This window comes from Streptomyces sp. NPDC044061 (assembly GCF_056434305.1).
On the sequence record NZ_JBWKFL010000034.1, the window covers coordinates 30,068 to 55,632 of the forward strand.

The window sequence follows — 25,565 nt, forward strand, 5'->3', positions numbered from 1 at the left end:
TGAGGACATGGGGACGTACGAGCCGGCGGCGGCGACGGCGGCGGCGGGCGGCGGCGGCACGACGCTGACCGCCGAGATCCGGCGCGTCCTCGCCCGCGTCGACGCCCACGCGGCCCGCGCCGAGTCGCGGGCCGACGACGCCGGGGAGCGGACCGGCGAGACCCACACCGGTGCCGCCGTCGTGCCCGTACCGGGGACCACCACCCCTCTCGACGCACTCGTCGCCTGCTTCGGCCTGACCCCCTTCGAGCGCGACCTGGTGCTCCTCACCGCCGCCGACGAGCTGGACCCCACGACCGCCGCCCGGTGCGCCGCGGCCGCAGGGGATCCGCAGCGGGCGTACCCCACCTTCTCGCTCGCGCTGGCCGCGCTGGACGGGCCGCACTGGAGCGCGCTCACCCCCGTGGCGCCGCTCAGGCGCTGGCGGATCGTGGAACTGGAGGACGAGACCCGGCTGACCGTCTCGCGGCTCCGGCTGGACGAGCGCATCCTGCACTTCCTGCTGGACTCGCCCTACCTGGACGCCCGGCTGCACGGCCGGTTGCGCCGCACCCCGGCACCGGACGCGCTGCCGCCCCCGTACGACCTGGCCGCGACCCGGCTCGCCGAGGGCTGGACGCCGGACGGCCGCGACCCCGACGCGCCGCCCCTGGTCGAGGTGACCGGCGGCGACCTGCGCGGCCGGGCCGGCATCGCCGCGGCCGCCGCCGCCCGCTGCGGGCTGGGGCTGTACGCGATGAGCGCCGAGGACGTGCCGGCCGACCCGGTCGAACGCGACCGGCTGGCCCGGCTGTGGCAGCGGGAGGCGATCCTGCTGCCGGCCGCGCTGCTGGTGGAGGCCGGCGAACTGGACCGCGACCAGCGGGCGGCGACCGAGGCGTTCCTGGCCGGGGCCGCCGTACCCGTCGTGGTGTCGAGCGAGGATCCGCTGCGCACCGAGCGCGCACACGGCCTACGAGTGGCCGTGCCCCGTCTGGACGACGACGAGCAACTCGCGCTCTGGGCAACCGCCTTCGAGGAGTTCACCGACCTTACCGACGTCGAACTGCGCTCCCTCGTCGCGCAGTTCCAGCTTCCGCCGCACGTCGTGCGGGCCGCGGCCGCCGCCGTACGCCGCCGGCTGCCCCACGAGGACGAGCCCGCCGCCGTGCTCGCCTGGCGGGCCGGTCTGGACGAGGCCCGGATCGGCATGGACGAACTGGGCCGCCGGATCGAGCCGCGGGCCGGCTGGGACGACCTCGTGCTGCACGAACGGCAGACGGGTGTGCTGCGGGAGATCGTCGCCCATGTGCGGCAGCGGCCGACCGTGCACCAGGAGTGGGGCTTCGCTGCGACCCTGCGCCGCGGTCTCGGTGTCACCGCCCTGTTCGCGGGCGGCTCCGGCACCGGCAAGACGCTCGCCGCCGAGGTCATGGCGAAGGAGCTGGGCCTCGACCTGTTCGTCGTCGACCTCTCCCAGGTGGTCAGCAAGTACATCGGCGAGACCGAGAAGAACCTCCGCAGGGTCTTCGACGCCGCCGAACGCGGCGGTGCGCTGCTGCTGTTCGACGAGGCCGACGCCCTGTTCGGCAAGCGCAGCGAGGTCAAGGACAGCCACGACCGGTACGCCAACCTCGAGGTGAGCTATCTGCTCATGCGCATGGAGGCGTACCGGGGACTCGCCATCCTCACCACCAACATGAAGCAGGCCCTCGACACGGCCTTCCTGCGCCGCATCCGCTTCGTGGTCGACTTCCCCTTCCCGGCCGAGCACGAACGCGCCGAGATCTGGCGCCGCGTGCTGCCTCCGCAGGCCCCCGTCAAGGACATCGACCCCGCCCTGCTGGCCCGGCTCACCGTCGCCGGCGGCTCGATCCGCAACATCGCCCTGTCCGGGGCGTTCCTCGCCGCCGAGGAGGGCGATCGGCTGCAGATGCGGCACATGCTCGCGGCCGCCCGCACCGAATACCTCAAGCTGGAGCGCTCGCTGACGCCCACGGAGGTCCGCGGATGGGTGTGACCAGGCGGCCGGCGGCGATCCGGGTGGAGGTCGGCGAACTAGTACTCGACGGCTTCGCCGCCGACCCGGCCCGTGTGTCGGCCGCGTTCGAACGCGAACTGACCCGGCTGGTACGGCTGCACGGCGTCCCCCTCGCCGCGAACGGCGCCCTGACGGTCGACGCCCTGACGGGCCTCGCGCCCCTGCCCGCGGGCCTGACCGCACGTCGGCTCGGCCAGGAGCTGGCCCGCGCGGTGCACGAGGGGCTCAGCGGCCACGGGGAGGTGACGCCGTGAGTTCCCAAGCACAGCAGGCGAATTCCGACCAGACCTCCGAGCAACGCCGGCGCAGGCGCAAGGAGCGGGCCGCCAAGTCCCGCGCCCCCGAGCCGAAGAACATCGTCAGCGGGGCCGGACAGCCTCTCGATCCCGGCGTACGGCGCGAACTGGAGGAGCAGCTCGGTCACGACCTGAGCCGGGTACGCCTGCACACCGGCCGCGACGCCGCCCGGCTCACCGAGCTGCTCGGCGCGGACGCCGTCGCCGTCGGCCAGGACATCCTCTTCCGCGAGGGCGCCTTCAAGCCCGGCACGGACGAGGGCCGCCGCCTCCTCGCCCACGAACTGCTGCACACCGTCCAGAACCCGCACGGCCTGGGCACCCTGCGCGCGGGCCGCGAGCCCGGCGCGGTGAGTCTGCCCCAGCAGGCGATCGAGCGGGAGGCCGAATCGGCCGCCCGGAGTCTCGTACGGCCGGAGCGGGAGGAGCCCGCTGCCGCGGTGGAGGAGGGGCAGTCCACTCCCGGCTGGCTGCGGTACGCGACCGTCGACGCGGACCGGATGCGCACCGAGGCCGTCGACCCGGCCGGGCTCGTGGACCGCCTCGCGGGCGGCGTGCTGCGCTCCCTGCGCGGCGACCCGGCCGACCTCTCCGGCCGGGTGCGCATGCAACTCGCCAGAATGTCACCGCAGTTGCAGGACTCCGTACTCGACCGGCTCGAAGTGCGCCTGCTCACCCCGGAGTTCGACCGGCTCCTGGAACTCGCCGAACAGGCCGACGAGCGGGCGCCCGAACTCCAGCCCACCCGGGCACCCGAGGCCGAACCCGACCTGTTCGAGCTGCTCGGCGTCGAACGCGTCCACTGGCAGCACGAGCGGGACGGCGACCGGGGCGCGCAGGACCGGAAGGCCGCCGACGCGCGCGAGGAACGGCGGGACGCCCGGGACCGGGACGAGAAGTACGGCAGCGACCGCAGCCGGGCGAGCGCGGACGCCGCCGTCGAGGACCAGGAAGCCGCTCGGCGCACCGAGCAGGAGGACGAGCGCAACAACTCCCGCCGGCAGACGCGGGAGGAACAGCGGCAGGAGGACGAGCAGCAGTCCGCCGACCGTGCCCGGGTGGACGAGGCCGCCGACGAACGCGCACAGGCTCGGCAGGACGGCACCGAACAGGCCAAGGAGGAACGCAAGGCCCAGCGCGACCGGGAGGAACAGGACCCCGCACAGGCGAACGCGCCCGGCTCCGACCGGCGCAGCCGCCAGGAGCGGGCGACCCAGCCGGCCGCGGGGGCCAAGCGGGAGGAACTCGACCCGAAGGCCAAGGGCCGGCCCGGGCCCGTCCGGCCCGAGAAGGTCGACGAGCGGGCCGAACAGCCGGACAGCGCACTGTCCGAGCACGGGCTGAACGAGAAGGACGAGGAGGAGGGGCAGCTCCGGGAGGAGGAGCGGCCGCTGGGCCTGGAGGCCGGCGCGGACGGCGAGGTCGACGGGCACGAGGAGCAGTCCGGCGGGGCCGGCGCCGGTCGTCGGCAGCTCGTGATCAAGCCCGAGGACCATCTCCCGGAGACGGACCTCGACCTGTCCGCCGTACCGACCGCGGACAGGCTCGCCCCAGGCGCGGCCGAGCCCTCCGTGCCCTCCTTCCCCACCCCTCCGCCGACCCGCGCCGAGCGGATCGAACAGGAACGCGAGAAGCAGGAGCAGGAGGAGGACGAGGCCGAGCCGGGCCCGGACGCGAAGGCGCCGGGGCAGGACGAGGGGCCCGTCGAGGGGGAGGCCCCCCAGCCCGAGGGCGGTCCCGTCGCCCAGGCCGGCGAGCGCGACGAGAAGGACCTGCAGCCGGACAAGCCCACCGACCAGGAGGTCGGGCCCGACCCGGAGACCACCGACAAGGAGAGCCAGGAGCCGGAGCCCGAACGGCCCACGTCCGAGGAGGACGAGGGGGACGCCGCCGACAGCCGCCAGGAGCAGCGGGAGGGGCAGGACCGTACGCTGCAGGAGGCGGGCCCGCAGGCGCCGGCCGCCGCACCGGCTCCCTCGGCGGCCACCGCCGACCTCGCCCGTCCCGCGGGCGCGCAGACCCCTCGTACGCCCGTCGAGGACCACAACCCCTCGCCCGCCGTACGCCGTGACGCCGAACCGCCCAAACCGCAACGGGAGGCGCCGGCCGCCAAGAGCGCCGTACCCAGGGAGACCGGGCCCGGCGCGACACCGCGCGGCGGCCGGGTCGGGGAGAGCGAACGGGTCGGGCCGACCACCGGTGCCGGGCCCGGCGCGGCACCGTCCGCGGCACAGGCGGCGGTCGGCCCGGTCGCCGAGCAGACCGACAACCCCGGCCGGCTGGGCGCGCCCGCGGGAGCGCGGCCCCAGCCCGAGGCGTCCCTGGAGAAGGACGGCGGCGGCTGCGCGCCGCCCGAGCCCGCGCCGGAGAAGGACGACGGCGCGAAGGGCGGTTGCGGTGGCGGTGGGGGCGCCGCCGCCGAGGACAAGGAGAAGCAGGAGGAACCGCCGGACGTCTCCGGGCAGGACCCCAAGGCGGCGGTGCGGACCGTCAGCAGGCTGGCGCCCGACCAGGCGTCCGTCGCCATGCCCGGTGTGGGACGGGCCGTGGACAGGAAGGTGGGCGAGGAACAGCAGCGCCTCGCCGCCGCCCCGCCGACCCGGGAGCGTCCCTCCGGGGCGCCGCAGACGCGCTCGGCGCCGCCCGCGGCGGCAGCACCCGCGGCGCAGGTCACCGGCGGTGTCGAGAGGCTCGGACCGGAAGAGCAGGGCGACAAGCAGCAGGCCAGGGGCAGCGACAAGGCCCAGGGCCGCAACCCCGCGGACGACGTCGCCCCACCGCCGCCTCCGGTTGCCGCCGAACTCTCCGCCGACGAGGCGAAGAGCGTCGAGGCGGCGGCCGACGCCGTGCCGACCGTCGACCCGGCGCTGCAGAACAAGACGGTCGGACCCGCGCCGAAGATCAGGCTCGAGGGTGCCAGCGACCCCAAGCGCACGGACGACCAGGCCAAGGCGCTCAAGGACAAGCAGAACGACGTCCACCGCGTCGGCCGCGAGGACGCGGCCAAGCCGATGGGCGAGGACCAGGTCTTCCCGAACGCGCCCCGGGAGCGGCTCGTCGGCAAGGCGGCCGCCGGTGGGGGCGGCAAGGGCGGTGAGCTGCAGGCCGGACCCTCGCCCAAGGCCGGTGTGGGCGCGGTCGCCAAGCAGGAGAAGGGCACCGAGATCGACGCCGCGGCGGGCCGGGCCCAGGGGGACCTGACCGCCAAGGAGAAGGAGCACCAGCAGGGCGAACAACGGGCCAAGCAGGACAAGCAGAACGAGATCGACCGCGAGGTCACCCGCAACACCGAGCAGCAGACCGCCGAACGCGGCCGGGTGGCCGGCGAGGTCCAGCGGCAGCGCGAGCAGTGGCGGACCGAGCAGGACACGAAGATCGAGGACGCGGACACCAAGTCCGAGCAGGAGCACACCTCCCGCAACAAGGAGATCGTCAAGGCCCGCGACGACAAGGACAAGGAGATCGAGGGCCGCAAGGACCAGGACAACCGGAAGATCGACGCCGAGCGGGAGAAGTCGCAGCGCGAGGCGGAGAAGAAGAAGGAGGAGAAGAAGCCCTCCGGCGGCTTCTTCGGCTGGCTCGCCGACAAGGTCAAGGGGTTCTTCAGCGCCCTGCTCGAAGCGGTCACCGCGGTGTTCGAGGCCGCCCGCAAGGCCGTCAACGGCATCATCGACACCTTCAAGGAGTGGGCCGACAAGGCCATCGACTTCGTACGCGACCTGGCGATCAAGGCGATCAACCTGCTCGCGGACGCGCTGATCGCGATCGGGGACGTGCTGCTCGCCGCGTTCCCGGAACTGCGGGACCGCTTCCGCAGGGCGATCGAGGGCCTGCGCGACCGGGCGATCGCGACCGTCAACAGGCTGGCGGACGACCTGAAGAAGGGCGTCAACGCCCTCCTCGACGCCCTGGCCGCCGGCCTGAACAAACTCCTCGACGTCCTGGAGGCGGGCCTCAAGGCCGTCATCCAGGCCTACCGGTCGATCATCCTCGGCGCGATCAAGTTCGCGCAGGCCGCGATCGAGGCGCTCGGCAAGTTCGCCGCGCTCGTCGCCGACATCGCGCCCGACCCGGGCGGCTGGCTGTCCAAGGCGGGCAGCTCGGCGAAGGCCGGCATCACCGACCATCTCTGGGGCGCCATCAAGGTCGCGGTGAAGCAGTGGTTCGACACCAAGGTCGAGGGCATCCTCGGTCTCGGCAAGGCCATCATCGACGTGCTGGTCAAGGGGTGCGTGTCCATCAAGCAGATGGGCAGGATGGCGTGGGACGCGATCGTCGCCTCGCTGCCGATGATGATCGCCACGCTGGTCATCGAGAAGGTCGTCTCGATGCTGGTCCCCGCGGCGGGCGCGATCCTCACCATCGTCCAGGGCCTGATGGCGGCCTGGCAGAGCCTCAGTTCCATCCTCTCCGCGTTCTCCAAGTTCTGGGCGTACCTGAAGGCGGTCAAGGCGGGCCCCGCGGCGTGCCTCTTCGCCGAGGCGGTCGCGGCGGGCGTCGTGGCCCTCCTCGACCTCATCACCAACTTCCTGCTGGCCCGCCTCTCCTCCGCCGCGAAGGGCGTCGGCAAGCGCCTGAAGGCCATGGCCCAGAAGATCACCGAGGGCCTGAAGAAGCTGGGGCGCGGGGCACGGAAGGCGGCGGGCGAGGCGGTCAACAAGGCACGGGGGGCGCTGCGGAACGCGCGCGAGCGACTGGGCGCGCCGGCGAGGGCGGAGCGGCCGGAGGGAAGGCCGACCCCGGACCCCAAGTCACCCCCGAAGCCGAAGGACCACGCGACCCCGAAGTCACCGGCGAAGCCGGAGCCGACGCGAGCGGAGCAGGACCGGACACCGGAACGCCCCTCGGAGAGGCAACCTTCCGAGAAGCGACCCTCGGAGCAGGAATCCGCACCCCGCACGCCCTCCAAGAAGAACAAGGAGATCGAGGGCCCGAAGCCCGCCAAGCAGAGGAAGCCCAAGTCCGCGGCGGGCAGGGCGCTCTCCCGGGCCAAGGGCGCGGTCAAGTCGGCCCTGACGAAGGTCCGCAACGCGGGGCGGACCCTCGGCCGGAAACTGAAGAACTCCAAGCTGGGCAAGTCCCTGAAGAATGGCGCCTCCAAGCTGCGCGACTGGTTCAAGAAGAAGCGCGACCGACTGCGCGATGACAAGCGACGGCAGGCGGAGCAGAAGAGGCGGGAGCAGGACCGGCGCCGCAAGGACGAGAAGTCCAAGGAGTCGAAGGAGGCGCGGCTCGCGAAGATCGTGGCACGCCTCCAGCCCCGGGTCGAGGGCGTGTTGCGCAGGCGTCCGACGGGCAGGAGTTTCGATCTCGCACTGCAGGTCGCACGAATGTGGTATCGCCTCACCTCTCTCACCCGAGAACACGATCAGCGGTTCAGCGTTACAGCACGCCTGAACCCGGAGGAGCTCGCCGGCGGTGGGTTCAGGCTGACTGGTGGCGACTTGCGGGCCATCGTGCATGAGACCTCGGCGGACATGCTTACCGACCAGCGGGTGCTACAGGCTGCCACTCGGATGCGTCTCGAGAAGGACGCCGACCCGGACGCGGCTCTGGACGTCGACTCGGCACAAGACTTTCCGGGAGCCGTGAACTACTTGCGTGGCCGCGGTACTGCGCTCACGGCGTCGACCCCAGGCGGACAGCGCACGCTGGCTCCCCATGAGCCCGGGTCCGATGTCATGGAGGAATACCGCGTCGGTCAAGACAGGGAATCAGTGCGTGAGGAGAACAAAACAGGCTCCAACGCCTACACACAACTCGACCTGGTCAAGCCTAGATCCTCCTACCCGAACATCGCCAGAAAGATCGCGGATCTGGAGGGTGAGGGTCTGTCCGGCCCCATCCTGGCCTCCGCATTGGAAAAGTTCACGCGCACCGGTACGTATACCGATGGCTTGACGCGAACGCAGAAGCAGATGATTCGTGAGCTCCACTGGCTGATGTTTGTGCGGGAATCGGTTCGCAACCCGGCAAACCTGGGATTCGCCGCGATGATGACGACGCTCATTTCCTTCGGAGACTCCGACTGGGACGAGGCGTTCAGGGGATACCAGGGCACGCGGGATTCCCGGACCGGAAGGTGGAAGCGGCAGCGCACCAGAAGAATCGGCGGACGAGGCCTGTATCCCATGTCCATGCGGGGCGCGCCGGCGGCGTCCAGGCAGCTCAGTCAGGGAGTCCAAGGCCGTGTGGACGCAGAGGGAAATCCCAGCCGGGCACAGCAGGTCAGGGACGAGCTGGTGAGCCGGGAGACGGAGGTGGCCGAGAGGTGGCTGCGGACGTACACGGGTCGCACCGAGATACTCGGCAAGACGGAGCAGGACGTGCTCGATGAGGGACGTCGCCTCGTGAAAGAGTATCTGTTGAACTACTACGGACTGCGCTAGGAAGATCATGGCCGACTTCGATATCCGGTTGACCCTCAAACAGCCAAAGGCGGAGCCATCCGTCATCAGGATTGCCACACTGAACAACTGGGACCTGCGCGTCATGGGAAACAGGAAGGCGGACGTATACGTCGACAAGTGGATCACGCTCGACAGCCGGACCGAAATTCACTATGTCGAGGATCCGCTGACCGGGCTGCCCTTCGTCACTTTCAGGGGCGCTGGGGCCGAGGAGGCGGCCCATCTTGTCAAGGAGGGCTGCAACCTCTGGGAGTTCGAGGAGGCTCTTGCCGCCATCGACGGCGCCGCCACCCGTGACGACAGACTGACCGCCGTCTACGCCACCGCCTTCACAGCGCCCGACCGTCAGGTCGATGCCGTGGTCGACGTTTTTCGCACCCTGACTCGTGATCAAGATACGGGCATCCGGCAGTCCGTGATCGTCGCCACCGGATACCTGCCCTGGCCCGCTTTGGTGGACCTGGTCCGCGAACTCGCTGACCGCGATCCCGTGGACCACGTGCGCCACAACGCGCGCGTTCTCCTCGAGGGACTCGAACTGCACGGCGAAGCCAACTGAGGGGACAGGACGTGACCCGCTACCCAGACATCCCCAAACCCATCCGCTCCGGCATAGTCGTCGTAGACCCCGACCGTGGCACCCCCCAGCGCGTCATCGTGCTGCAGTTCAACCCCGACACCCTGGAACGCAGCATCGCGCCGCAGTCCGCCGGGGACGGTGGGGACGCATCCGGGGGTGGGAGTGGGAGCGGGGATCGCAACGAAGCGCTGCGGCTCAAGGGGCCCGCTCAGGAGACCTGGAAGTTCACCGCCGAGATCGACGCGACCGATCAGTTGGAGATCGCCGCGCCCGACGGGATCCATCCGCAGCTCGCCACCCTCGAGATGCTCGTGCAACCGACCACCGCGCAACTGCGCGCCGCGACCAGGCTGTCGCAGAAGGGCGCCATCGAGATCAGCCCGATCGAGATGCCGTTGACGCTGTTCACCTGGGGGAGCAAGCGGGTCATGCCCGTCCGGCTCACCGAACTCTCCGTCAACGAGTCCGCCTTCGACGTCGGTCTCAACCCGATCCGGGCCTCGCTGAGCATCGGGATGAAGATCCTGACCGTGAGCGACCTGCCCGCGGGCCACCGCGGCGCGGACCTGTACATGGCGCACCTGGCGCAGAAGGAGCGGCTCGCGGCCGCGGCGCGCGGCGGCAGCCTCGGCGCCCTCGGGCTCGGTGGCGCCGACCTGGTGACCGGAAGGGGATGAGGAGAAGGACATGGCCGGGACCGAGCCGTACGAGAGCGCCCTGGACTCCATACCCGGGGCGCACCCCTACCCGCGCACCAGCCGCTACCACGACGCCGAGATCGGCGTGCACCGCCGCGCCGACGGCACCGAAGTGAGGTACACCAAGCGGCGGTTGCTGCCCCCGCTCGGCGAGGAGGCCGAGCCGCACGTCGTCGGTGCCGGTGAGCGGCCCGACCTGCTCGGGCAGCGCTTCCTCGGCGACCCCGGCCAGTGGTGGCGGATCGCCGACGCCAACCCGGTCCTGGACCCCCGGGAGCTGACGGACGAGGCGGGACGCGTGATCGACATCCCACTCGCCGGCGGGTTCCCGCGCGGAGAGCGGCGTGTCTGAACAGCCCGTGGGGCAGGGCCCCGTCCACATCCAGCTCCTCATGGGCCCCACGCTGGCCCGCCCGGTCCCGGTCGAGGTCGCCGAGGCGCTGCTGTCCGCCCAGATCACCGCCACCGCGGGGGAGCGCAGCGGCTTCCAGTTCGCCTTCGACCTCACCAAGAACGGGCTGATCAACCAGCGCCTGCTGCCGGAGGGATTCTTCGACCCGAAGACGCGCGTCATCCTCACCGTCAGCGTCCGCGGCACACCCGAGGTGCTGTTCGACGGACTGGTCGTACGGCAGGAGGTCGGGGCCAGCAACATTCCCGGCCACTCCACCCTCACCGTCACGGGCGAGGACCTGACGCTGCTCATGGATCTGGAGGAGCGGACGGCTCGCTATCCCAACCTGCCCCCGTCCGAGCGCGTCCTCGCCATCCTGCGCCGGTACTCGGACTACGGCATCCGCCCGGACGTCTACACGGAAAAGGTGGCCCAGCCCCCGCACCAGGACCTTCGCGTGCACTACCAGACGGGCACCGACCTGCAGTACGTCACCGAGCTGGCCCGCGCCAACGGCTACACCTTCTATCTGGAGCCGGGTCCCGGCCCCGGCCAGTCGTCCGCCCGTTGGGGCCCCGAGGTCCGGCTCGGCCTGCGCCAGCACGCCCTCAACGTCAACATGGACGCCAACACCACGGTGGACCAGCTGACCTTCGCCTACGACGGCACCGCACGCGAGGAGCCGCAGGCCCGCTGGCAGGACCCCGGCACCCGGCAGGCCACCCTGCTGCCCCAGCCGCCGATCAGCCCCCTGCGCCCGCCGCTCGGCCGGCGGCCCACCCCGGCCCTCAGGCGCAGGACGCTCTCCGGCACCGCCAAGCAGCAGCGCGAGCAGGCCGAGGCCGAACTCCTCGCCCGTGCCGCGGTCTCCGCCGACGTCGTCTCCGGCTCCGGCTCGCTCGACGTCAACCGGCACGGCTACCTCCTGCAGCCGCGCCGCCTGGTCGGCGTCCGCGGGGCGGGACGGGCGTACGACGGCGACTACTACGTCAAGTCCGTCACCCACAACCTGCGGCCGGGCTCGTTCCAGCAGAACTTCACCCTCTCCCGGGAGGGCCTGGAGGCGCGCGGCGACTACGTCCGGCCCTGACCCGAACCACCCAGAAACCAGGAGCAGTTCAGCATGGCGGCACCCAGCAATCGCTACCTCGGCAAGTTCCGCGGCCGGGTGGTCAGCAACGACGACCCGTTGCGCATCGGCCGGATCACGGCCGAGGTCCCGGACGTCCTCGGCGACGAGCCGTCCACCTGGGCGCTGCCCTGTCTGCCGTTCACCGGGCCCGAGTCGGGCCAGTTCGTGGTGCCGCCGCCCGGCGCGGGGGTGTGGGTGGAGTTCGAGCAGGGGGATCCCAGCTTCCCGGTGTGGACCGGGTGCTGGTACGGCGCCGCCGAGGAACTGCCGCCCGACGCCCGCCGTGAGCTGGGGGCCGGCGCACCGAGCAAGCCGGTCGTCGTGCAGACGCCACAGGCGCACAAGCTCGTCCTCAACGACACCGCCGGCGCCGAACAGGGGATCCTCCTGCAGGCCCAGGGCGGCGCCTACATCCGCATCACGAAGGAAGCCGTGGTCATCGCCACCGGCGCCGGCGCCGAGGTCGTCCTGCGTGGCCGCGAAGTCACCGTCAACGAAGGCCAGTTGACCGTCCACTCCAAGCGATAGACAACGGGGGAAGAAGTGTCCGGAAGTCTGTTGGACGCCGGTGCCGTCATCGGCTGTCCGCACGGTGGCCGCGTCGCGCCCGCCACCGCGCCCTCCGGGGGCCTGAGGATCGGCGGCTCCGCCGTCGCCACGGCCGCCCACGCGTACGTCGTCACCGGCTGCCCGCACACCGTCGACCGCGTGCCCTCGCCGTGCGTCACCGTGCGCTGGACCGCCGAGGGCACCGGTGTCACGGCCGACGGCTCGCCCGTGCTGCTCGACACCTCGGCCGCCCAGTGCTTCAGCGCGGCCCTGGTCCCGCAGGGACCGCCGGTCGTCCAGGCCGCGCAGCGAAAGGTCACCGTCCGATGAGGCCGAGTCAACGCCCGCGCACCGACATCGCGTTCCCCTTCCACACCGACCGCCGGGGCCGCACCGCACACGCCCGCCCCGCCGAGCACGTCCACGACCTGATCGAGCAGCTGCTGTTCACCAGCCCGGGCGAGCGCGTGATGCGCCCCGACTTCGGCTGCGGACTGCTCGACCTGGTCTTCGCCCCGAGCAGCCCCGAACTGGTCAGCACCCTCGAACTCTCCGTGCAGGCCGCGCTGCAGCGCTGGCTCGGCGACCTGATCGAGGTCGTGGCCCTCGACATCGACAGCGGCGACGACGTCGTACGCGTGCACCTTTCGTACCTCGTGCGAGCCACCGGCTCCGTCCGCGAGGACGTCTTCGAGGGGAGGCCGGCATGAGCGCGGGAACCACCCGGCGGGCCAAGGTGCGGGCCGCCCAGCTCAACGGGGTCGACGCCGTCGAGGTGAGCGACGACGGCCTGCTGCTCACCGTCACCTTCCTCGGCAAGGCCCCGCACGGCCTCGGCCCCGAGAACGTCCGCATCGACGGCGGCCGGCGCATCACCGGCATCACGGCCGTCGACGTCGGCGTCGAACGCGAGGAGGACCCGGAGCTGGACGACCGGCTCCACGTCACCCTCGACCGGGCCGGCGACACCTCCCGCTACCGGCTGTCGCTGGTGGAGGCCGACCCGTACGGCCGCCCCGGCACCGAGCCGTACCGCGGCTTCGACCAGCGCTACCACAGCGCGTCCTTCGCCTTCCGGCCCGACTGCCCCACCCCCTTCGACTGCGCGGACGAGGCCGAGGAGACCCCGTCCTTCCCGGCCGCGCCCGTCGTCGACTACACGGCCCGCGACTACGACACCATCCGCAAGCTGCTGCTCGACCGGCTCGCGCTCACCACCCCCGACTGGGTGGAGCGCAACGCCGCCGACCTGGGCACGACGCTCGTGGAACTGCTCGCGTACACCGGCGACCAGATCAGCTACCAGCAGGACGCGGTCGCCACCGAGGCCTACCTCGACACCGCCCGCCGCCGGGTCTCGGTGCGCCGGCACGTCCGGCTCATCGACTACGCGATGCACGACGGCTGCAACGCCCGCGCGTACGTGACCGTCGAGACCGCCGCCGACCACGTCCTGGCGCCGGGCACGTACCGCTTCGCCTCGGTCGACGTCCGCACCCTCGACCCGCACGACCGCCCCGAACCCGGCACCGTCATCGACGAGAACGACCTCGGCGACCTGGACGAGCGCGGCTCGGTGGAGGTCTTCGAACCGGTCGTCGCCGCCGAACCGCTCCGGCTGCGGGTCGCCCACAACGCGATCCGGCTGTGGACCTGGGGCGGCGAGGTGTGCGCCCTGCCCAAGGGCGCCACCGCGGCCACCCTGCGCGACGAGTGGGCGGACCCGGAGACGTGCCGGGAACGCCGGCTGGACCTGCGGCCGGGCGACGTCCTGGTCCTGGAGGAGGTCAGGGGCCCGCGCACCGGCACCCCCGGCGACGCCGACCCCGCCCACCGCCAGGCCGTACGCCTGACCTCAGTCACCCCCGGCCTCGACCGCATCGAGGACCAGCCCGTCCTGGAGGTCACCTGGGCCGCCGAGGACGCCCTGCGCCTCCCGTTCCGCCTCACCGCCCTCGGCGGGCGGAACTGCCTGCCCGTCGCGGACGTCGCCCTCGCCCGCGGCAACGCCGTCCTGGTCGACCACGGCCGCTCCGGACTCCACGAGACGGTCACCGTGCCGCCGGTGCCGGCGGTCGTCGCGGCCTGCGGCCCGCCCGACTTCGGCTGCGACGACCGTACCGAGGGCAACGCGCCGGCGCGGCTCGTCAACGCCCTCACGGACCGGACGGAAAGCGGTGAGGCGCTGCGCCCCGACGACATCCGCGAGCTGTTCGCGGTCGTGGGGGAGCGGGCGACCGTGCGCGCCGGGCTCGGCCTGGAGCGGGCCGGACAGCGCCACGAGCACGTCGTACCCGGCACGGCGTACGCGCAGGCAGCCGCCCTGCGCACGGTGCTCGCGCAGTCCGTCTACCCGGGCATCCGCCCCCGCTTCCGCCCCCTCCTCGGCCGGGCCCCGGTCACCCAGGCCGTGCCGTTCCCCGACCCGGGCGCGGTCGCCGCCGGGCAGGCCGACCGGATCGCCGCCGTACCGGGCCGGGTCCGGCAGCGGCTGGTGGAGCTGTGGCGCAGCGCCCGCGACCGCGACGGGCTCGGCGAGGAGGAGATCGCCGAACTCGCCGTGATCTACGGCCCGAAGATGCTCGAACGGCTGGAACTGCGCCGCCACCCGGTCCGCGCCCTGCGCGAACTCCTCCATCGCAGCGACGAGTTGCTCGACGCCAAGCTGCGCCGCATCGACATCCTTGCCGCGCGGGCCCGCGCGGGCACGGTCCTCGACGGGCACATCGCCTGGGAGATCGCGCACAGCTGGGGCCCGGCGTACGCGGCCGGACTTCACCCCGAGGAGCCGGTCCTGCGCGGTCCGGCGACCGCCGCCCACGCCCAGGATCCGCGCCGCGCCCTGCCCGCCGTACGGCTCCACGACGGTGACGCGACCTGGGAGCCGCGCCGCGACCTGCTCGACAGCGCCTCCCGTGACCGGCACTTCGTCGGCGAACTCGAGGACGACGGACGGCTCGCCCTGCGCTTCGGCGACGGACGGCACGGGGCCCGGCCCACGCCCGGAGCCCGCCTGGCGGTGCGCTACCGGCTGGGCGGCGGCTCGGCCGGCAACGTCGGCGCCGAGGCCATCAACCACCTCGTCGTCGAGGCCGGAGGCACGGCACCGGCCGCCACGGTCCGCAACCCGCTGCCCGCCACCGGCGGCACCGACCCCGAACCCGTCGAGCAGGTTCGTCAGTTGGCCCCGCTCGACCTGCGCCGCACCCGGCTGCGCGCGGTCACCGCCGAGGACTACGCGGCCCTCGCCTCCGGCCTGCCGGGAGTGCAGCGCGCCGCCGCCGAGATCCGCTGGACCGGCAGCGGCCAGGAGGCGCACGTCGCCGTCGACGCGTACGGCAGCGGCACCCCGTCGGACGGGTTGCTCGACTCGGTCGCGCAGGCCCTCGAGGCGTACCGGCGCATCGGCCACGACCTGGTCGTCGGCCCCGCCCGGCCGGTACCGCTCGACATCGCGCTCACCGTCTGCGCCAGGCCCGGACACCAGCACGGGCAGATCCTGGCCGAGCTGTACCGGGTGCTCGGCAGCGGCCGGCTGCCCGGCGGCCGGCTCGGCTTCTTCCACCCGGACGCGCTGACCTTCGGCGAGCCGGTCCGGCTCAGCCGCCTGGTCGCCGCCGCGGCGGCCGTCCCCGGCGTGGAGAGCGTCGAGGTCACCCGGCTGCGACGGCTGTTCGAACAGGACCGAGGAGAAAGGGAGGACGGCGTGCTGCGGCTCGGCCCGCTGGAGATCGCCACCTGCGACAACGACCCGGACCGGCCCGAACAGGGCCGGCTGGCGATATCCCTGGGAGGCACCCGATGAGCCAGGCCTGTTCCTGCGGCGGAGCGTGCGGCGGCCACGACGAACGCCTCGCCCCCGCCCCGCTCCACAACGCGCCCGGCCGCACCGCCCTTGACTACCGCGTCGGCGAGTACGGCTCCTTCCTCGCCGCCCTCCTCGACCGGCTCGCCTCGCCCGCGTACCCGGCCCTGGCCGGGCTGACCGTCCGCACCCCCGACGACCCGGCGATCGGGCTGCTCGACGCCACCGCCGTCCTCGGCGACCTGCTCACCTTCCACTCCGAGCGGATCGCCGACGAGGCCTACCTCCGAACCGCCGACGAGCACCGCTCCCTGGTGCTGCTCGGGCGGCTCGTCGGGCACCGGCCGCGCCCCGGAGTCGCGGCCGGCACACACCTGGCGTACACCCTCGAACGCGACCCGCGCGCCGAGGCCCTGCCCGTGCTCATCCCGGCCGGGGCGCGCAGCCACAGCGTGCCCGCCTCCGCCGACGAGCAGTCGCTGACCTTCGAGACGGCCCGCGACCTCACCGCCCGCTGGGACTGGAACGAGCTGAAGGTACGGCGCCGCCGTCCCTCCCTCGTCACGCCCCAGGACCTCGAGCGGCGCTCCGAACTGTTCGTCGAGGGCACCGCGAACTCCCTCCAGACCGGCGACCAGCTCCTCTTCGTCTTCGGTGAACGGGCAGGCGGGGAGCGGAAGTTGCTGCCCGTCGCGGGGGTACGGATCGACCGCGAGGACGAGGTCACGGCGATCACGCTGCCCAGGTCGGCCCCGCCCACGCTCAGGGAGCTGGTGGACGAGGTACGGCGCTGGACCGCGGAGCCGGCCGCGCCGGGAGACCCGGGGGACGAGCCGCCGACGCCCGAGGTCCCCAACCCGCGCCCGGTCAGCCGCCTGATCGAGGACTTCGAGGACCAGGTCCTCACCCCGCTGCGCACGGACCTGGACGGCATCAGGACACCGGAGCGGCTCGCCGCCCGCCTCGCCGAGCCCGTCGCCCGGCTGCGCGAGGCCGAGGTGCTGGCCGAGCCGTACGCGGACGTGGCGGCATGGTTCGAACAGCTGGAGGCGGTGCTGGCCGAACTCGCCGAGCGGGCGCTGGAACTGGCCCCGGCGCAGAGCGTGCCGGAGCAGGCCGAGAGGGCCGCTGCTCCCGAGCCGCGCCAGGCGGCCCTCCAGGCCCTGAACACCGTTCTGCCGGCCCTGCGCACCGCCGCCCCCCCGCCCCGGGCAGGGGCCCGCACCCGCCGTCCCGGAAGCGACACCGCCCGCCTCCTCTCCGTCCTCCACCCCGGCCTCGGCAGCCTCTACCCCGCATGGCGCACGGCCGTCGCCCCCGGCACTCCGCAGCTCCTGCGCGACCTGCTCGCGATGCGGGTCACGGCGGCCCCCTTCGGCGCCACCGCCCCGCTCAAGCCCGTCCAGGACGAGCGCGGCCGGGTCATCCGCAGCGCCGACTGGCCGCTGACGGGCGCGGTGCTGGCGAGCATGCGCGTGGTGTACGACCCCGCGGGCAAGGTGCCGGTCCGGGCGGAGTTCCAGTACGTCGAGGGCAGCAGCAGCGACCAGCGCGCCGAGAACCTGCCCGTCACCCAGCAGCTCACCTTCACCCTGGGCCCCGGCCAGGTCGACCTGTCGACCCGCGCCGCCCACGACCGGGAGCTGAACTGGCTCAGCCGCCGTCCGGCCACCGCCGAGGAACCGGGCGTCACCGCCCGCCTCCACTCCGGCCTGCCCGAACGCACCCTCTTCGTGTCCCGCCCCGACGACGAGGGCCTGGTGCACATCGGCGTCCAGGGCGGCACGGCCCAGGAGATCTCCCTGCGCCCGGGCGACAGCGAACAGTTCACCCACGGCGAGTACGAGGTGAGCCTCAGGTACACGGTGGGCAGCACCGAACCCAACGTCGAGATCGTCATCGCCAGCAAACCGGAGCCCGTCAACCGCCGGGTCCTCCAGCTGGACAGTGTGCACGACGGCATCACCGTCGGCAGCTGGGTGGCGGTCCAGCGGCCCGCCAAGGGTGCCGCCGTACCCGGCGACGCCGCGCTCGCCTTCGTCACCACCCAGGTCGTGGCGGCCCGTACGGCGGCCTACTCCAACTACGGCATCACCGGCCGGGGCACCGAACTCACCCTCGCCGACCCCTGGCTGGACGAGTTCGACGTCCTGCTCTCCCACATCCGCGACACCACCGTGCACGCGGCGGGCGAGCCGCTGCGCCCGGCCGACGAGCCACTCGGCGAGGACGTGCACGGCAACGAGATCGAACTCGCCGAGTTGTACGACGGACTGCGCCCCGGCCGCACCCTGATCGTCAGCGGCGAGCGCACCGACGTCCCGGGCACCACCGGCGTCACCGCCACCGAGGTGGTCACCCTCGCCTCCGCCGACCCGGCCGTCGACCCCCGACTCCCCGGCGACCACGTCCACACCCGGCTCACCCTCACCACGGACCTGGTCCACCGCTACCACCGCGCGAGCGTCCGCATCCTCGGCAACGTCGTCGAGGCCACGCACGGCGAGAGCCGCGAGGAGGCCATCGGCAGCGGGGACTCCGACCGCGTCAACCAGACCTTCGCGCTCTGGCAGTCCCCGCTGACCTGGCTCGCCGCCGACAATCCCATCGGCGCCAAACCCGTCCTGGACATCCGCGTGGACGGCGTGCTCTGGCACGAGGTCGACAGCCTCGCCGGGCGCGGCCCGACCGAGCGCGTGTACATCACCGGTACCGCCTCCGACGGCCGTACGACCGTGACCTTCGGCGACGGCGTCCACGGCGCCCGCCTGCCCAGCGGCCACGAGAACGTCCGCGCCCGCTACCGGTTCGGCACCGGCAGGGCCGCCAACGTCCCGGCCGACCGGATCACCCAGCCCCTCACCCGCCCCCTCGGCGTCACCGCGGTCACCAACCCGCGCCCGGCGACCGGCGGCGCGGACGCGGACGGGCCCGGCCTCACCCGCCGTACCGTCCCGCTCGCGGTCTCCGCACTGGACCGGCTGGTCGCACCGGCCGACTACGAGGACTTCGCTCGCTCCCGGGCCGGCATCGGCCGGGCGGCGGCCCGCGAACTCTTCGACGGGCGACGGCGCGTGCTGCACGTGACGGTCGCCGGCACCGACGACGTTCCCCTGGCCGACGACAACCTCCGGCCCCTGAGCAGCGCGCTGGCCGAGTACGGCGACCCGAACCTGCCGGTCCGGGTGGACGTGCGCGAACTCGTCCTGCTGCTGGTCTCCGCCAGGGTCCGGCTCGCCCCGGACCACGCCTGGGAGACCGTCGAGCCCAGGCTGCGTCAGGCCCTGCTGCTCCGACTCGGCTACGAGGGACGTGAGTTGGCGCGCCCCGCCCGGCTCTCCGAGGTGCTCGCCACCGCGCACTCCGTGCCCGGCGTCGACTACGTGGACGTCGACGTCTTCACCGGCGTGCCCGCCTCCGCCGGCCCGGACCAGCTCACCGCCCTGCTCACCGCTCCCGGCACGCCGAGGGCGACCGTCCCCGCGCACCCGGCGGCGTACCAGGAGCGGACCCACACGGTCCGGGACGCGAACGGCGAGACCCTGTCGTCCGTCTGCGCCCGCTACGGCATTGCGCTCGCCGAACTCCTGCGCCTCAACCCCGACATCACCGACACCCGGCGCCTGGCCGAGGGCCGGACGGTGTTCGTCTTCCGCGGCATCCGCCCGGCCCAGCTCACCCTGCTGTCGGCGCGCGCCGCGGACACCCTGATTCTGACGGAGGTCAAGTGATGGCCGCGAAGCCGACGGATGTCGAGCTGGAGACGCCGGCCCCGGTGCTGCCCAGGGAGCCCGACGGGCTCGCCGAGCTGCTGCCCCGCCGGCACCGGCTGCGCGACGCCGAGGAGGGCGAGCAGTTGCGGGCGCTGCTCGCGGTGATCGCCGAGCAGCTCGACCGGGTCCGCGACGGAGTACAGCAGGGCTACGAGGACCTCTTCGTGGAGACCGCGGCGCCCTGGGTGCTGCCGTACCTCGGCGACCTGGTCGGCTACCGCACCCTGCCGGGTTACGAGCGGGTCCTCACCACCGGCCTGCACAGTGGCGGCCGGGAGGCGCTCGCCGAGGCCGTCGCGCCCCGCCGGGACGTGGCAGCCACCGTCGCCAACCGGCGCCGCAAGGGAACCCTCCACCTCCTGGAGGAGCTGGCCCAGCAGGTCGCCGACTGGCCCGCCCGCGCCGTCGAGCTGTCCCGGCAGGTGGCCCACACCCAGCCGGTGAAGCTGTACGGCAGCGGCTCGCGCGGGGACCGCGGGCGCCTGCTCGACCTGCGGGACGGATCGGCCCTCGCCCTCGCGGGGGGCCCGTTCGAGGAGTCGGCCCGGACGGCCGACGTGCGCCGCGCCGACTCGGCCAGGAAGCAGGGCGGTCGGACCCCGGCCGGAGTCGGGCTCTTCGTCTGGCGACTGAAGGCGTACTCGCTCACCTCGTCCCCGGCCTACTGCATCGACCGCGCCCGCAACCTGTACACCTTCTCCATCCTCGGCAACGACACGCCCCTGGTCACCAAGCCGGTCCCGGAGCCCTCGCCCGCCCACATCGCCGCCGTCGACAACGTGCCGGCCTTCGTCACCCGCCGTCTGCTGCACGACCGGCTCGCCGACTACTACGGCCCCGGCAAGAGCCTGGTCATCCGGCGCGACGGCGAGGACCGGCCGGTACCGCCCGCCGACATCGTCGTCGCCGACCTGTCCGACTGGCGCTACCGGCCCAGGCGCGGACAGGTCGCCGTCGACCCGGAGCTGGGCCGGATCGCGTTCGGCTCGCGCTCGGCCCCCCGGCAGGGCGTGTGGGTGGACTACCACCACGCGTTCGGCGCCGACCTGGGCGGCGGCGAGTACGAGCGCCCCGACCGCGAACCGCGCCCGGACGCCGACCTCTACCGGGTCGGTCCCGGACAGCCCTATCAGCGGATCATGGACGCCTACCGCGCCTGGCAGGGCGCGCGCGGGCCGGGGCGCACCGGCATCATCGAGATCACCCACAGCGGCGCCCACCAGGAGCAGCTGGACTTCGACCTCGACCCCGGCGACCGCCTCGAACTGCGGGCCGCCGAGGGGACCCGGCCGGTGATCCGGCTGCTGGACTGGTACAGCAACCGCCCGGACGCCCTCAACGTCCGTGCGGTGCACGGCGACTGCGCTCCCCACGAGCGGCCGCGGGTGGTCCTCGACGGGCTCCTCGTCGCCGGACGCGGCATCAACGTCACCGGCCCGATGGGTGCCGTCGTCGTCCGGCACTCCACGCTCGTGCCCGGCTGGTCGCTGGAGCCCGAGTGCGAGCCGCACTCGCCCGACGAGCCCAGCATCGTCCTGGAGCGGACCACCGCCTGTCTCCAGATCGAGCACAGCGTCCTCGGGACCATCGAGGTCATCGGCGACGAGGTGAGCGAGGACCCGCTCGACATCCATCTGCGCGACAGCGTCCTGGACGCCACCGGGCACGATCGCGAGGCCCTCTCCGCCCCGGACTGCCGGCACGCCCACGCCGTGCTCCACCTGCACCGCACCACCGTCATCGGCGAAGTGCACACGCACGCTGTGGAGATCGCCGAGAACTCGGTCTTCACCGGCCGGCTGCACGTGGCCCGGCGCGGCATCGGATGCCTGCGGTACTGCTACGTCCCGCCCGGCTCCCGCACCCCCCGCCGCCATCGCTGCCAGCCGGACCTCGTCGGCCCCGAACAGGCGGGCCGAGTACGGCCGTTGTTCACGTCGGTGCGCTACGGGACACCCTGGTACTGCCAGTTGGCGGACCGGTGCGCCGAGGAGATCCGGCGCGGCGCCGACGACGGAGCCGAACTCGGCGCCTTCCACGACCTGTACCGGCCGCAGCGGGAGGACGGTCTCAGGGCGCGGCTCGCCGAGTACACGCCCGCGGGCGCCGACGCCGGGATCTTCTTCGTGACGTGAGCAGTGCCGCCGTACGACCCACCCGCAGATTTCCGAACCAGGGGGACCCCCTTCATGCACGCTGACCTCTCGCGCTCCACGTTCCGCCCGGAGCGGCACTACTCCGCGGTCATCGCCCAGCAGGGCCGCGTCCAACTCGACGCGGACCTCAACGAGCAGGCGGCCATCGAGCTGCACCGGGCCCGCACGCTCGCCGCCGACCTGATCGGACGGCACGGCGGCCCCAGCGGCGCCACCGGATTCCGCATCCAGTACGTCGGCGGCAAGCACGACATCGACACCCTGTACATCCACGGCGGCCGTTACTACGTCGACGGCATCCTGTGCGACGCGGACCGCCCGGTGGCCGGCGTGCCCGTGCCGGACGAGGGCGCCGAAGAGCAGCGGACTCCCGACACGGACACCTACTGGGACTACTGGAACCAGCCCGACGGCTTCCGCGACCCGGAGAAGCCCGGCGACCGGCTGCCCTCACCCGCCCAGTCGCCCTTCGTCGTCCATCTGAGGGTGTGGGAGCGCGCGGTGTCCGCCGCCGAGGACCCGGCGCTGCGCGAGGTCGCCCTCGGCGCGGCCCTGCCCGACACCGCCGCCCGCGCCAAGGTCGTCTGGCAGGTGCTGCCGCTGGCCCTGTCCGCCCTGGACATCGAGGAGAGCGAACCGACGCCGCAGGCCGTCCGCGACGCCTTCGAGAGGTGGGCGACGGCCCAGGCGGCGTCCTCCGCCCGGCTCGCCGCCCGCAGCGAGCGGCCCGAACACGCCGACGAGGACCCCTGCCTGGTCCGCCCCGACGCCCGCTACCGGGGCCCGGAGAACCAGCTGTACCGGGTGGAGATCCACGCGGGCGGCGAGGCGAAGGACGCCACCTTCAAGTGGTCGCGGGAGAACGGCTCCGTGGTCTTCCCGGTCGACGAACTCGACGGGACCTGGGTGGAGTTGGCGAGCCTCGGCCTGGACGACAAGCTCGACCTGGACGTCGGCGACCACGTCGAGTTCACCGACACCGCCTACGCCTCCCGCCTCGAGCCCCTGCACCTGCTGCGGGTCGAGGAGCTGGACCTGCCCGGCCGCCGCGTCCGCCTCTCCGCCGAGCCGGACCCGCGCGTCGGACGGCTGCCGCACCTGCACCCGTTCCTGCGCCGCTGGGACCACCGCGAAGGTCCCGGGCGCAAGGGCCGTACCGCGGCCCTGAAGGGCGGCGCGCTGCCCGTCGCCGAGGGGGAGTGGCTGCCGCTGGAGGACGGCGTCGAGGTGTACTTCGCCAAGGGCGGCGCCTACCGCACCGGCGACCACTGGCTGATCCCCGCCCGCACCGCCACCGGCAGCGTCGAGTGGCCCGCCGACCCGGCCCGCCGGCCCCTGCTCCGGGCGCCGGCCGGCATCGCCCGGCACTTCGCGCCGCTGGCCCTGGTCAGGGGCGAGGGCAGCACGGTCGACCTGCGGCTCGCATTCGGTCCGCTCGGCACGGAGATCCCCGCGGCCGACCAGGCGGCCCTCGACGCCGAGGCCCGCGCGGCCCAGGAGGAACAAGCGGCCGAGGACGACCCCTCCGGCGGCCGCTCGCAGACCACAGCGGCGGCCGAGGCCGCCGTGGAGGGAGACGTCTGATGGCTCAGCCGATGAGCGCGTCGAAGCTGCTGGAGGTCCTGCGCGCCGAGGGCCTGACCGTCCACGAGGTCCGGGACTGGCGCCACCACAACCGCAACACCAAGGGCCCCTGGGGTCCGGTGAACGGCGTCATGATCCACCACACCGTGACCTCGGGCACCGACAACTCGGTGAACATCTGTTACAACGGCTACTCCGGCCTGCCGGGCCCGCTGTGCCACGGAGTGATCGACAAGAACGGCCATGTGCACCTCGTCGGCAACGGCCGTGCCAACCACGCGGGTCTCGGCGACAGCGACGTGCTGCGGGCGGTGATCAACGAGACGAGGCTGCCGCACGACAACCAGGCCGACGTCGACGGCAACCGGCACTTCTACGGCTTCGAGTGCATCAACCTCGGCGACGGCAGGGACCCCTGGCCGGAGGCGCAGAAGGAGGCCATCGAGAAGGTCTCCGCCGCGATCTGCAGGCACCACGGCTGGTCCGAGCGCTCCGTCATCGGACACAAGGAGTGGCAGCCCGGCAAGCAGGACCCGCGCGGTTTCACCATGGACGGGATGCGCAAGCGCATAGCCGACCGGCTGGCCGGAAAGGGCGGCGGCACGGACCCGGACCCCAAGCCCGCGCCCAAGCCGAAGTACGCCCCGTTCCCGGGCAGCGGCTTCTTCCACATCGGGCAGAAGTCGCCCCTCGTCACCGCCATGGGCCGGCGTCTGGTCGCCGAGGGCTGCGGGCACTACGAGGAGGGCCCGAGTCCCGAGTGGACCGAGGCCGACCGCAGGTCCTACGCCGCCTGGCAGCACAAGCTCGGCTTCAAGGGCAAGGACGCGGACGGCATCCCCGGCAAGGTCAGCTGGGACAAGCTGAAGGTGCCGTCGGACGGCTGAACCGGAGGAGGGAAGGGCGCCGGCTCCCTCAGGAGCCCTGCTCCTTCTCCTTCTTCAGGTTCTTGATCCGCACGGTTTCCTTGCGGACCTCGGCCTGGGTGGCGCGCTCCTTCTCCAGCCACTCGGGCCGCTCCTGCTTGAGCGCCTCGATCTGCTCGGTGGTCAGCGCTTCGGTGACGCCGGCGCGCGCGAGGCCGGAGATGGACACACCGAGCTTCGCGGCGACCACCGGGCGCGGGTGGGGTCCGTTCTCTCGCAGCTCGCGCAGCCACTCGGGCGGATTGGCCTGCAGCTCGTTCAGCTCGGCGCGCGAGACCACACCCTCCTGGAACGTGGCGGGGGTGGCGGGGAGGTACACACCCAGCTTCTTCGCCGCGGTGGCGGGCTTCATCGTCTGGGTGCTCTGCTGCGAACTCATGAGGTCAAGGGTATCGGCCGCGTGCCGCACGGCCGACCACGGCCGGTAACCTGGCCTGGTGACAGGCTCGCAGGAAACACCGTCGTTCCGGCTCGCGTACGTCCCCGGAGCGACGCCCGCCAAGTGGGTGCGGATCTGGAACGAGCGCCTGCCCGGCATCCCGCTCACCCTCGTGCAGGTCTCCTCCACCGAGGCGCCGGACGTGCTGCGGGCGGGCGAGGCCGACGCGGGCCTCGTGCGGCTGCCCGTCGACCGCACGTTCTTCAGCGCGATCCCCCTCTACACCGAGACCACGGTCGTCGTCGTCCCGAAGGACCACCTGATCACGGCGGCGGACGAGGTGACGCTGGCCGACCTCGCCGACGAGGTGCTCTTCCATCCCCTGGACGACGTATTCGACTGGGACAGCCCGCCCGGCGAGCCCGCCTTCGAGCGCCCCGCGACGACACCGGACGCCCTCGAGCTCGTCGCGGCGAACGTCGGCCTCCTGATCGTCCCGCAGTCCCTGGCCCGCCTCTACCACCGCAGGGACCTCACCTACCGCCCGGTCGTCGACGCCCCCCAGTCGAGCGTGGCCCTGTCCTGGCCCGAGGAGGCCACCACCGACCTGGTGGAGGACTTCATCGGCATCGTCCGCGGCCGCACCGTCAACAGCACACGGGGCCGTACGGCGGCGAAGTCCGAGACCGAGCAGAAGCGGAAGCAGCCCGAGCAGGGCGGCACCCGCCAGAAGCCCGCGGGCGCCAAGTCGACGGGAGCCAAGCCGGCGGGCCGCACCACGCGGGGCCGCGCGGCCTCGGGAGGCGGCGGGCCGGCGAAGCGTGGGAAGCCGCGCCGGAGGTCCTGAGGGCGAGGTGAGCGGA

At 73.0% G+C, this 25,565-nt stretch carries 17 protein-coding genes; 16 read left to right on the top strand and 1 reads right to left on the bottom strand.

Features of this window, described 5'->3' with window-relative positions; all coding sequences use genetic code 11:
* The first annotated feature begins 7 nt into the window (after positions 1 to 7).
* The 15 genes from AC07CM_RS38325 to AC07CM_RS38395 are packed head-to-tail and all read left to right on the top strand — an operon-like array spanning position 8 to position 24,284.
* Positions 8 to 1,999 (top strand): ATP-binding protein, encoded by a 1,992-nt coding sequence (locus AC07CM_RS38325; protein WP_478881139.1) that lies wholly within the window; start codon positions 8 to 10, stop codon positions 1,997 to 1,999.
* Positions 1,990 to 2,274 (top strand): hypothetical protein, encoded by a 285-nt coding sequence (locus AC07CM_RS38330; protein ID WP_478881140.1) that lies wholly within the window; start codon positions 1,990 to 1,992, stop codon positions 2,272 to 2,274. The genes AC07CM_RS38325 and AC07CM_RS38330 overlap by 10 nt, the downstream gene beginning before the upstream one ends.
* On the top strand, positions 2,271 to 8,705 hold the full coding sequence (locus AC07CM_RS38335; protein ID WP_478881141.1) for an eCIS core domain-containing protein: 6,435 nt from the start codon (positions 2,271 to 2,273) through the stop codon (positions 8,703 to 8,705). Before AC07CM_RS38330 ends, AC07CM_RS38335 begins: the two co-directional genes overlap by 4 nt.
* A gap of 7 nt (positions 8,706 to 8,712) precedes the next feature.
* A complete protein-coding gene (locus AC07CM_RS38340) occupies positions 8,713 to 9,285 on the top strand; it encodes a hypothetical protein (protein ID WP_478881142.1) in 573 nt (190 codons plus the stop codon).
* Positions 9,286 to 9,296: 11 nt separating this feature from the next.
* Positions 9,297 to 9,983, top strand: coding sequence for a hypothetical protein (locus AC07CM_RS38345; protein WP_478881143.1), 687 nt, complete (start codon positions 9,297 to 9,299; stop codon positions 9,981 to 9,983).
* A gap of 10 nt (positions 9,984 to 9,993) precedes the next feature.
* Entirely contained in the window at positions 9,994 to 10,356 is a 363-nt protein-coding gene (locus tag AC07CM_RS38350) for a hypothetical protein (protein WP_478881144.1), read from the top strand.
* Positions 10,349 to 11,488 (top strand): hypothetical protein, encoded by a 1,140-nt coding sequence (locus tag AC07CM_RS38355; RefSeq protein WP_478881145.1) that lies wholly within the window; start codon positions 10,349 to 10,351, stop codon positions 11,486 to 11,488. Before AC07CM_RS38350 ends, AC07CM_RS38355 begins: the two co-directional genes overlap by 8 nt.
* A 33-nt stretch (positions 11,489 to 11,521) precedes the next feature.
* Positions 11,522 to 12,058 (top strand): phage baseplate assembly protein V, encoded by a 537-nt coding sequence (locus AC07CM_RS38360; protein WP_478881146.1) that lies wholly within the window; start codon positions 11,522 to 11,524, stop codon positions 12,056 to 12,058.
* A gap of 15 nt (positions 12,059 to 12,073) precedes the next feature.
* The gene (locus AC07CM_RS38365) at positions 12,074 to 12,409 is read left to right on the top strand and encodes a hypothetical protein (RefSeq protein WP_478881147.1); all 336 of its coding nucleotides are present in this window, start codon (positions 12,074 to 12,076) and stop codon (positions 12,407 to 12,409) included.
* On the top strand, positions 12,406 to 12,789 hold the full coding sequence (locus tag AC07CM_RS38370) for a GPW/gp25 family protein (protein ID WP_478881148.1): 384 nt from the start codon (positions 12,406 to 12,408) through the stop codon (positions 12,787 to 12,789). The genes AC07CM_RS38365 and AC07CM_RS38370 overlap by 4 nt, the downstream gene beginning before the upstream one ends.
* Positions 12,786 to 15,884 carry a putative baseplate assembly protein gene (locus tag AC07CM_RS38375; RefSeq protein WP_478881149.1) on the top strand — a complete coding sequence of 1,033 codons (3,099 nt, stop codon included), beginning with the start codon at positions 12,786 to 12,788 and terminating at the stop codon, positions 15,882 to 15,884. Before AC07CM_RS38370 ends, AC07CM_RS38375 begins: the two co-directional genes overlap by 4 nt.
* Positions 15,881 to 19,615: a putative baseplate assembly protein gene (locus tag AC07CM_RS38380; protein ID WP_478881150.1), complete on the top strand. Its 3,735-nt coding sequence runs from the start codon at positions 15,881 to 15,883 to the stop codon at positions 19,613 to 19,615. Before AC07CM_RS38375 ends, AC07CM_RS38380 begins: the two co-directional genes overlap by 4 nt.
* A complete protein-coding gene (locus AC07CM_RS38385) occupies positions 19,615 to 21,792 on the top strand; it encodes a hypothetical protein (RefSeq protein WP_478881151.1) in 2,178 nt (725 codons plus the stop codon). The genes AC07CM_RS38380 and AC07CM_RS38385 overlap by 1 nt, the downstream gene beginning before the upstream one ends.
* A 54-nt stretch (positions 21,793 to 21,846) precedes the next feature.
* Entirely contained in the window at positions 21,847 to 23,397 is a 1,551-nt protein-coding gene (locus AC07CM_RS38390) for a DUF6519 domain-containing protein (RefSeq protein ID WP_478881152.1), read from the top strand.
* On the top strand, positions 23,397 to 24,284 hold the full coding sequence (locus AC07CM_RS38395) for a peptidoglycan-binding protein (protein ID WP_478881153.1): 888 nt from the start codon (positions 23,397 to 23,399) through the stop codon (positions 24,282 to 24,284). Before AC07CM_RS38390 ends, AC07CM_RS38395 begins: the two co-directional genes overlap by 1 nt.
* Before the next feature lie 28 nt (positions 24,285 to 24,312).
* On the opposite strand, the gene AC07CM_RS38400 is transcribed toward AC07CM_RS38395, so the two are convergent.
* Entirely contained in the window at positions 24,313 to 24,702 is a 390-nt protein-coding gene (locus tag AC07CM_RS38400) for a DUF5997 family protein (RefSeq protein ID WP_478881154.1), read from the bottom strand.
* 58 nt (positions 24,703 to 24,760) lie between these two features.
* Between AC07CM_RS38400 and AC07CM_RS38405 the strand changes: the two genes are divergently transcribed.
* Entirely contained in the window at positions 24,761 to 25,549 is a 789-nt protein-coding gene (locus AC07CM_RS38405) for a LysR family substrate-binding domain-containing protein (protein ID WP_478881155.1), read from the top strand.
* Positions 25,550 to 25,565: the final 16 nt, after the last annotated feature.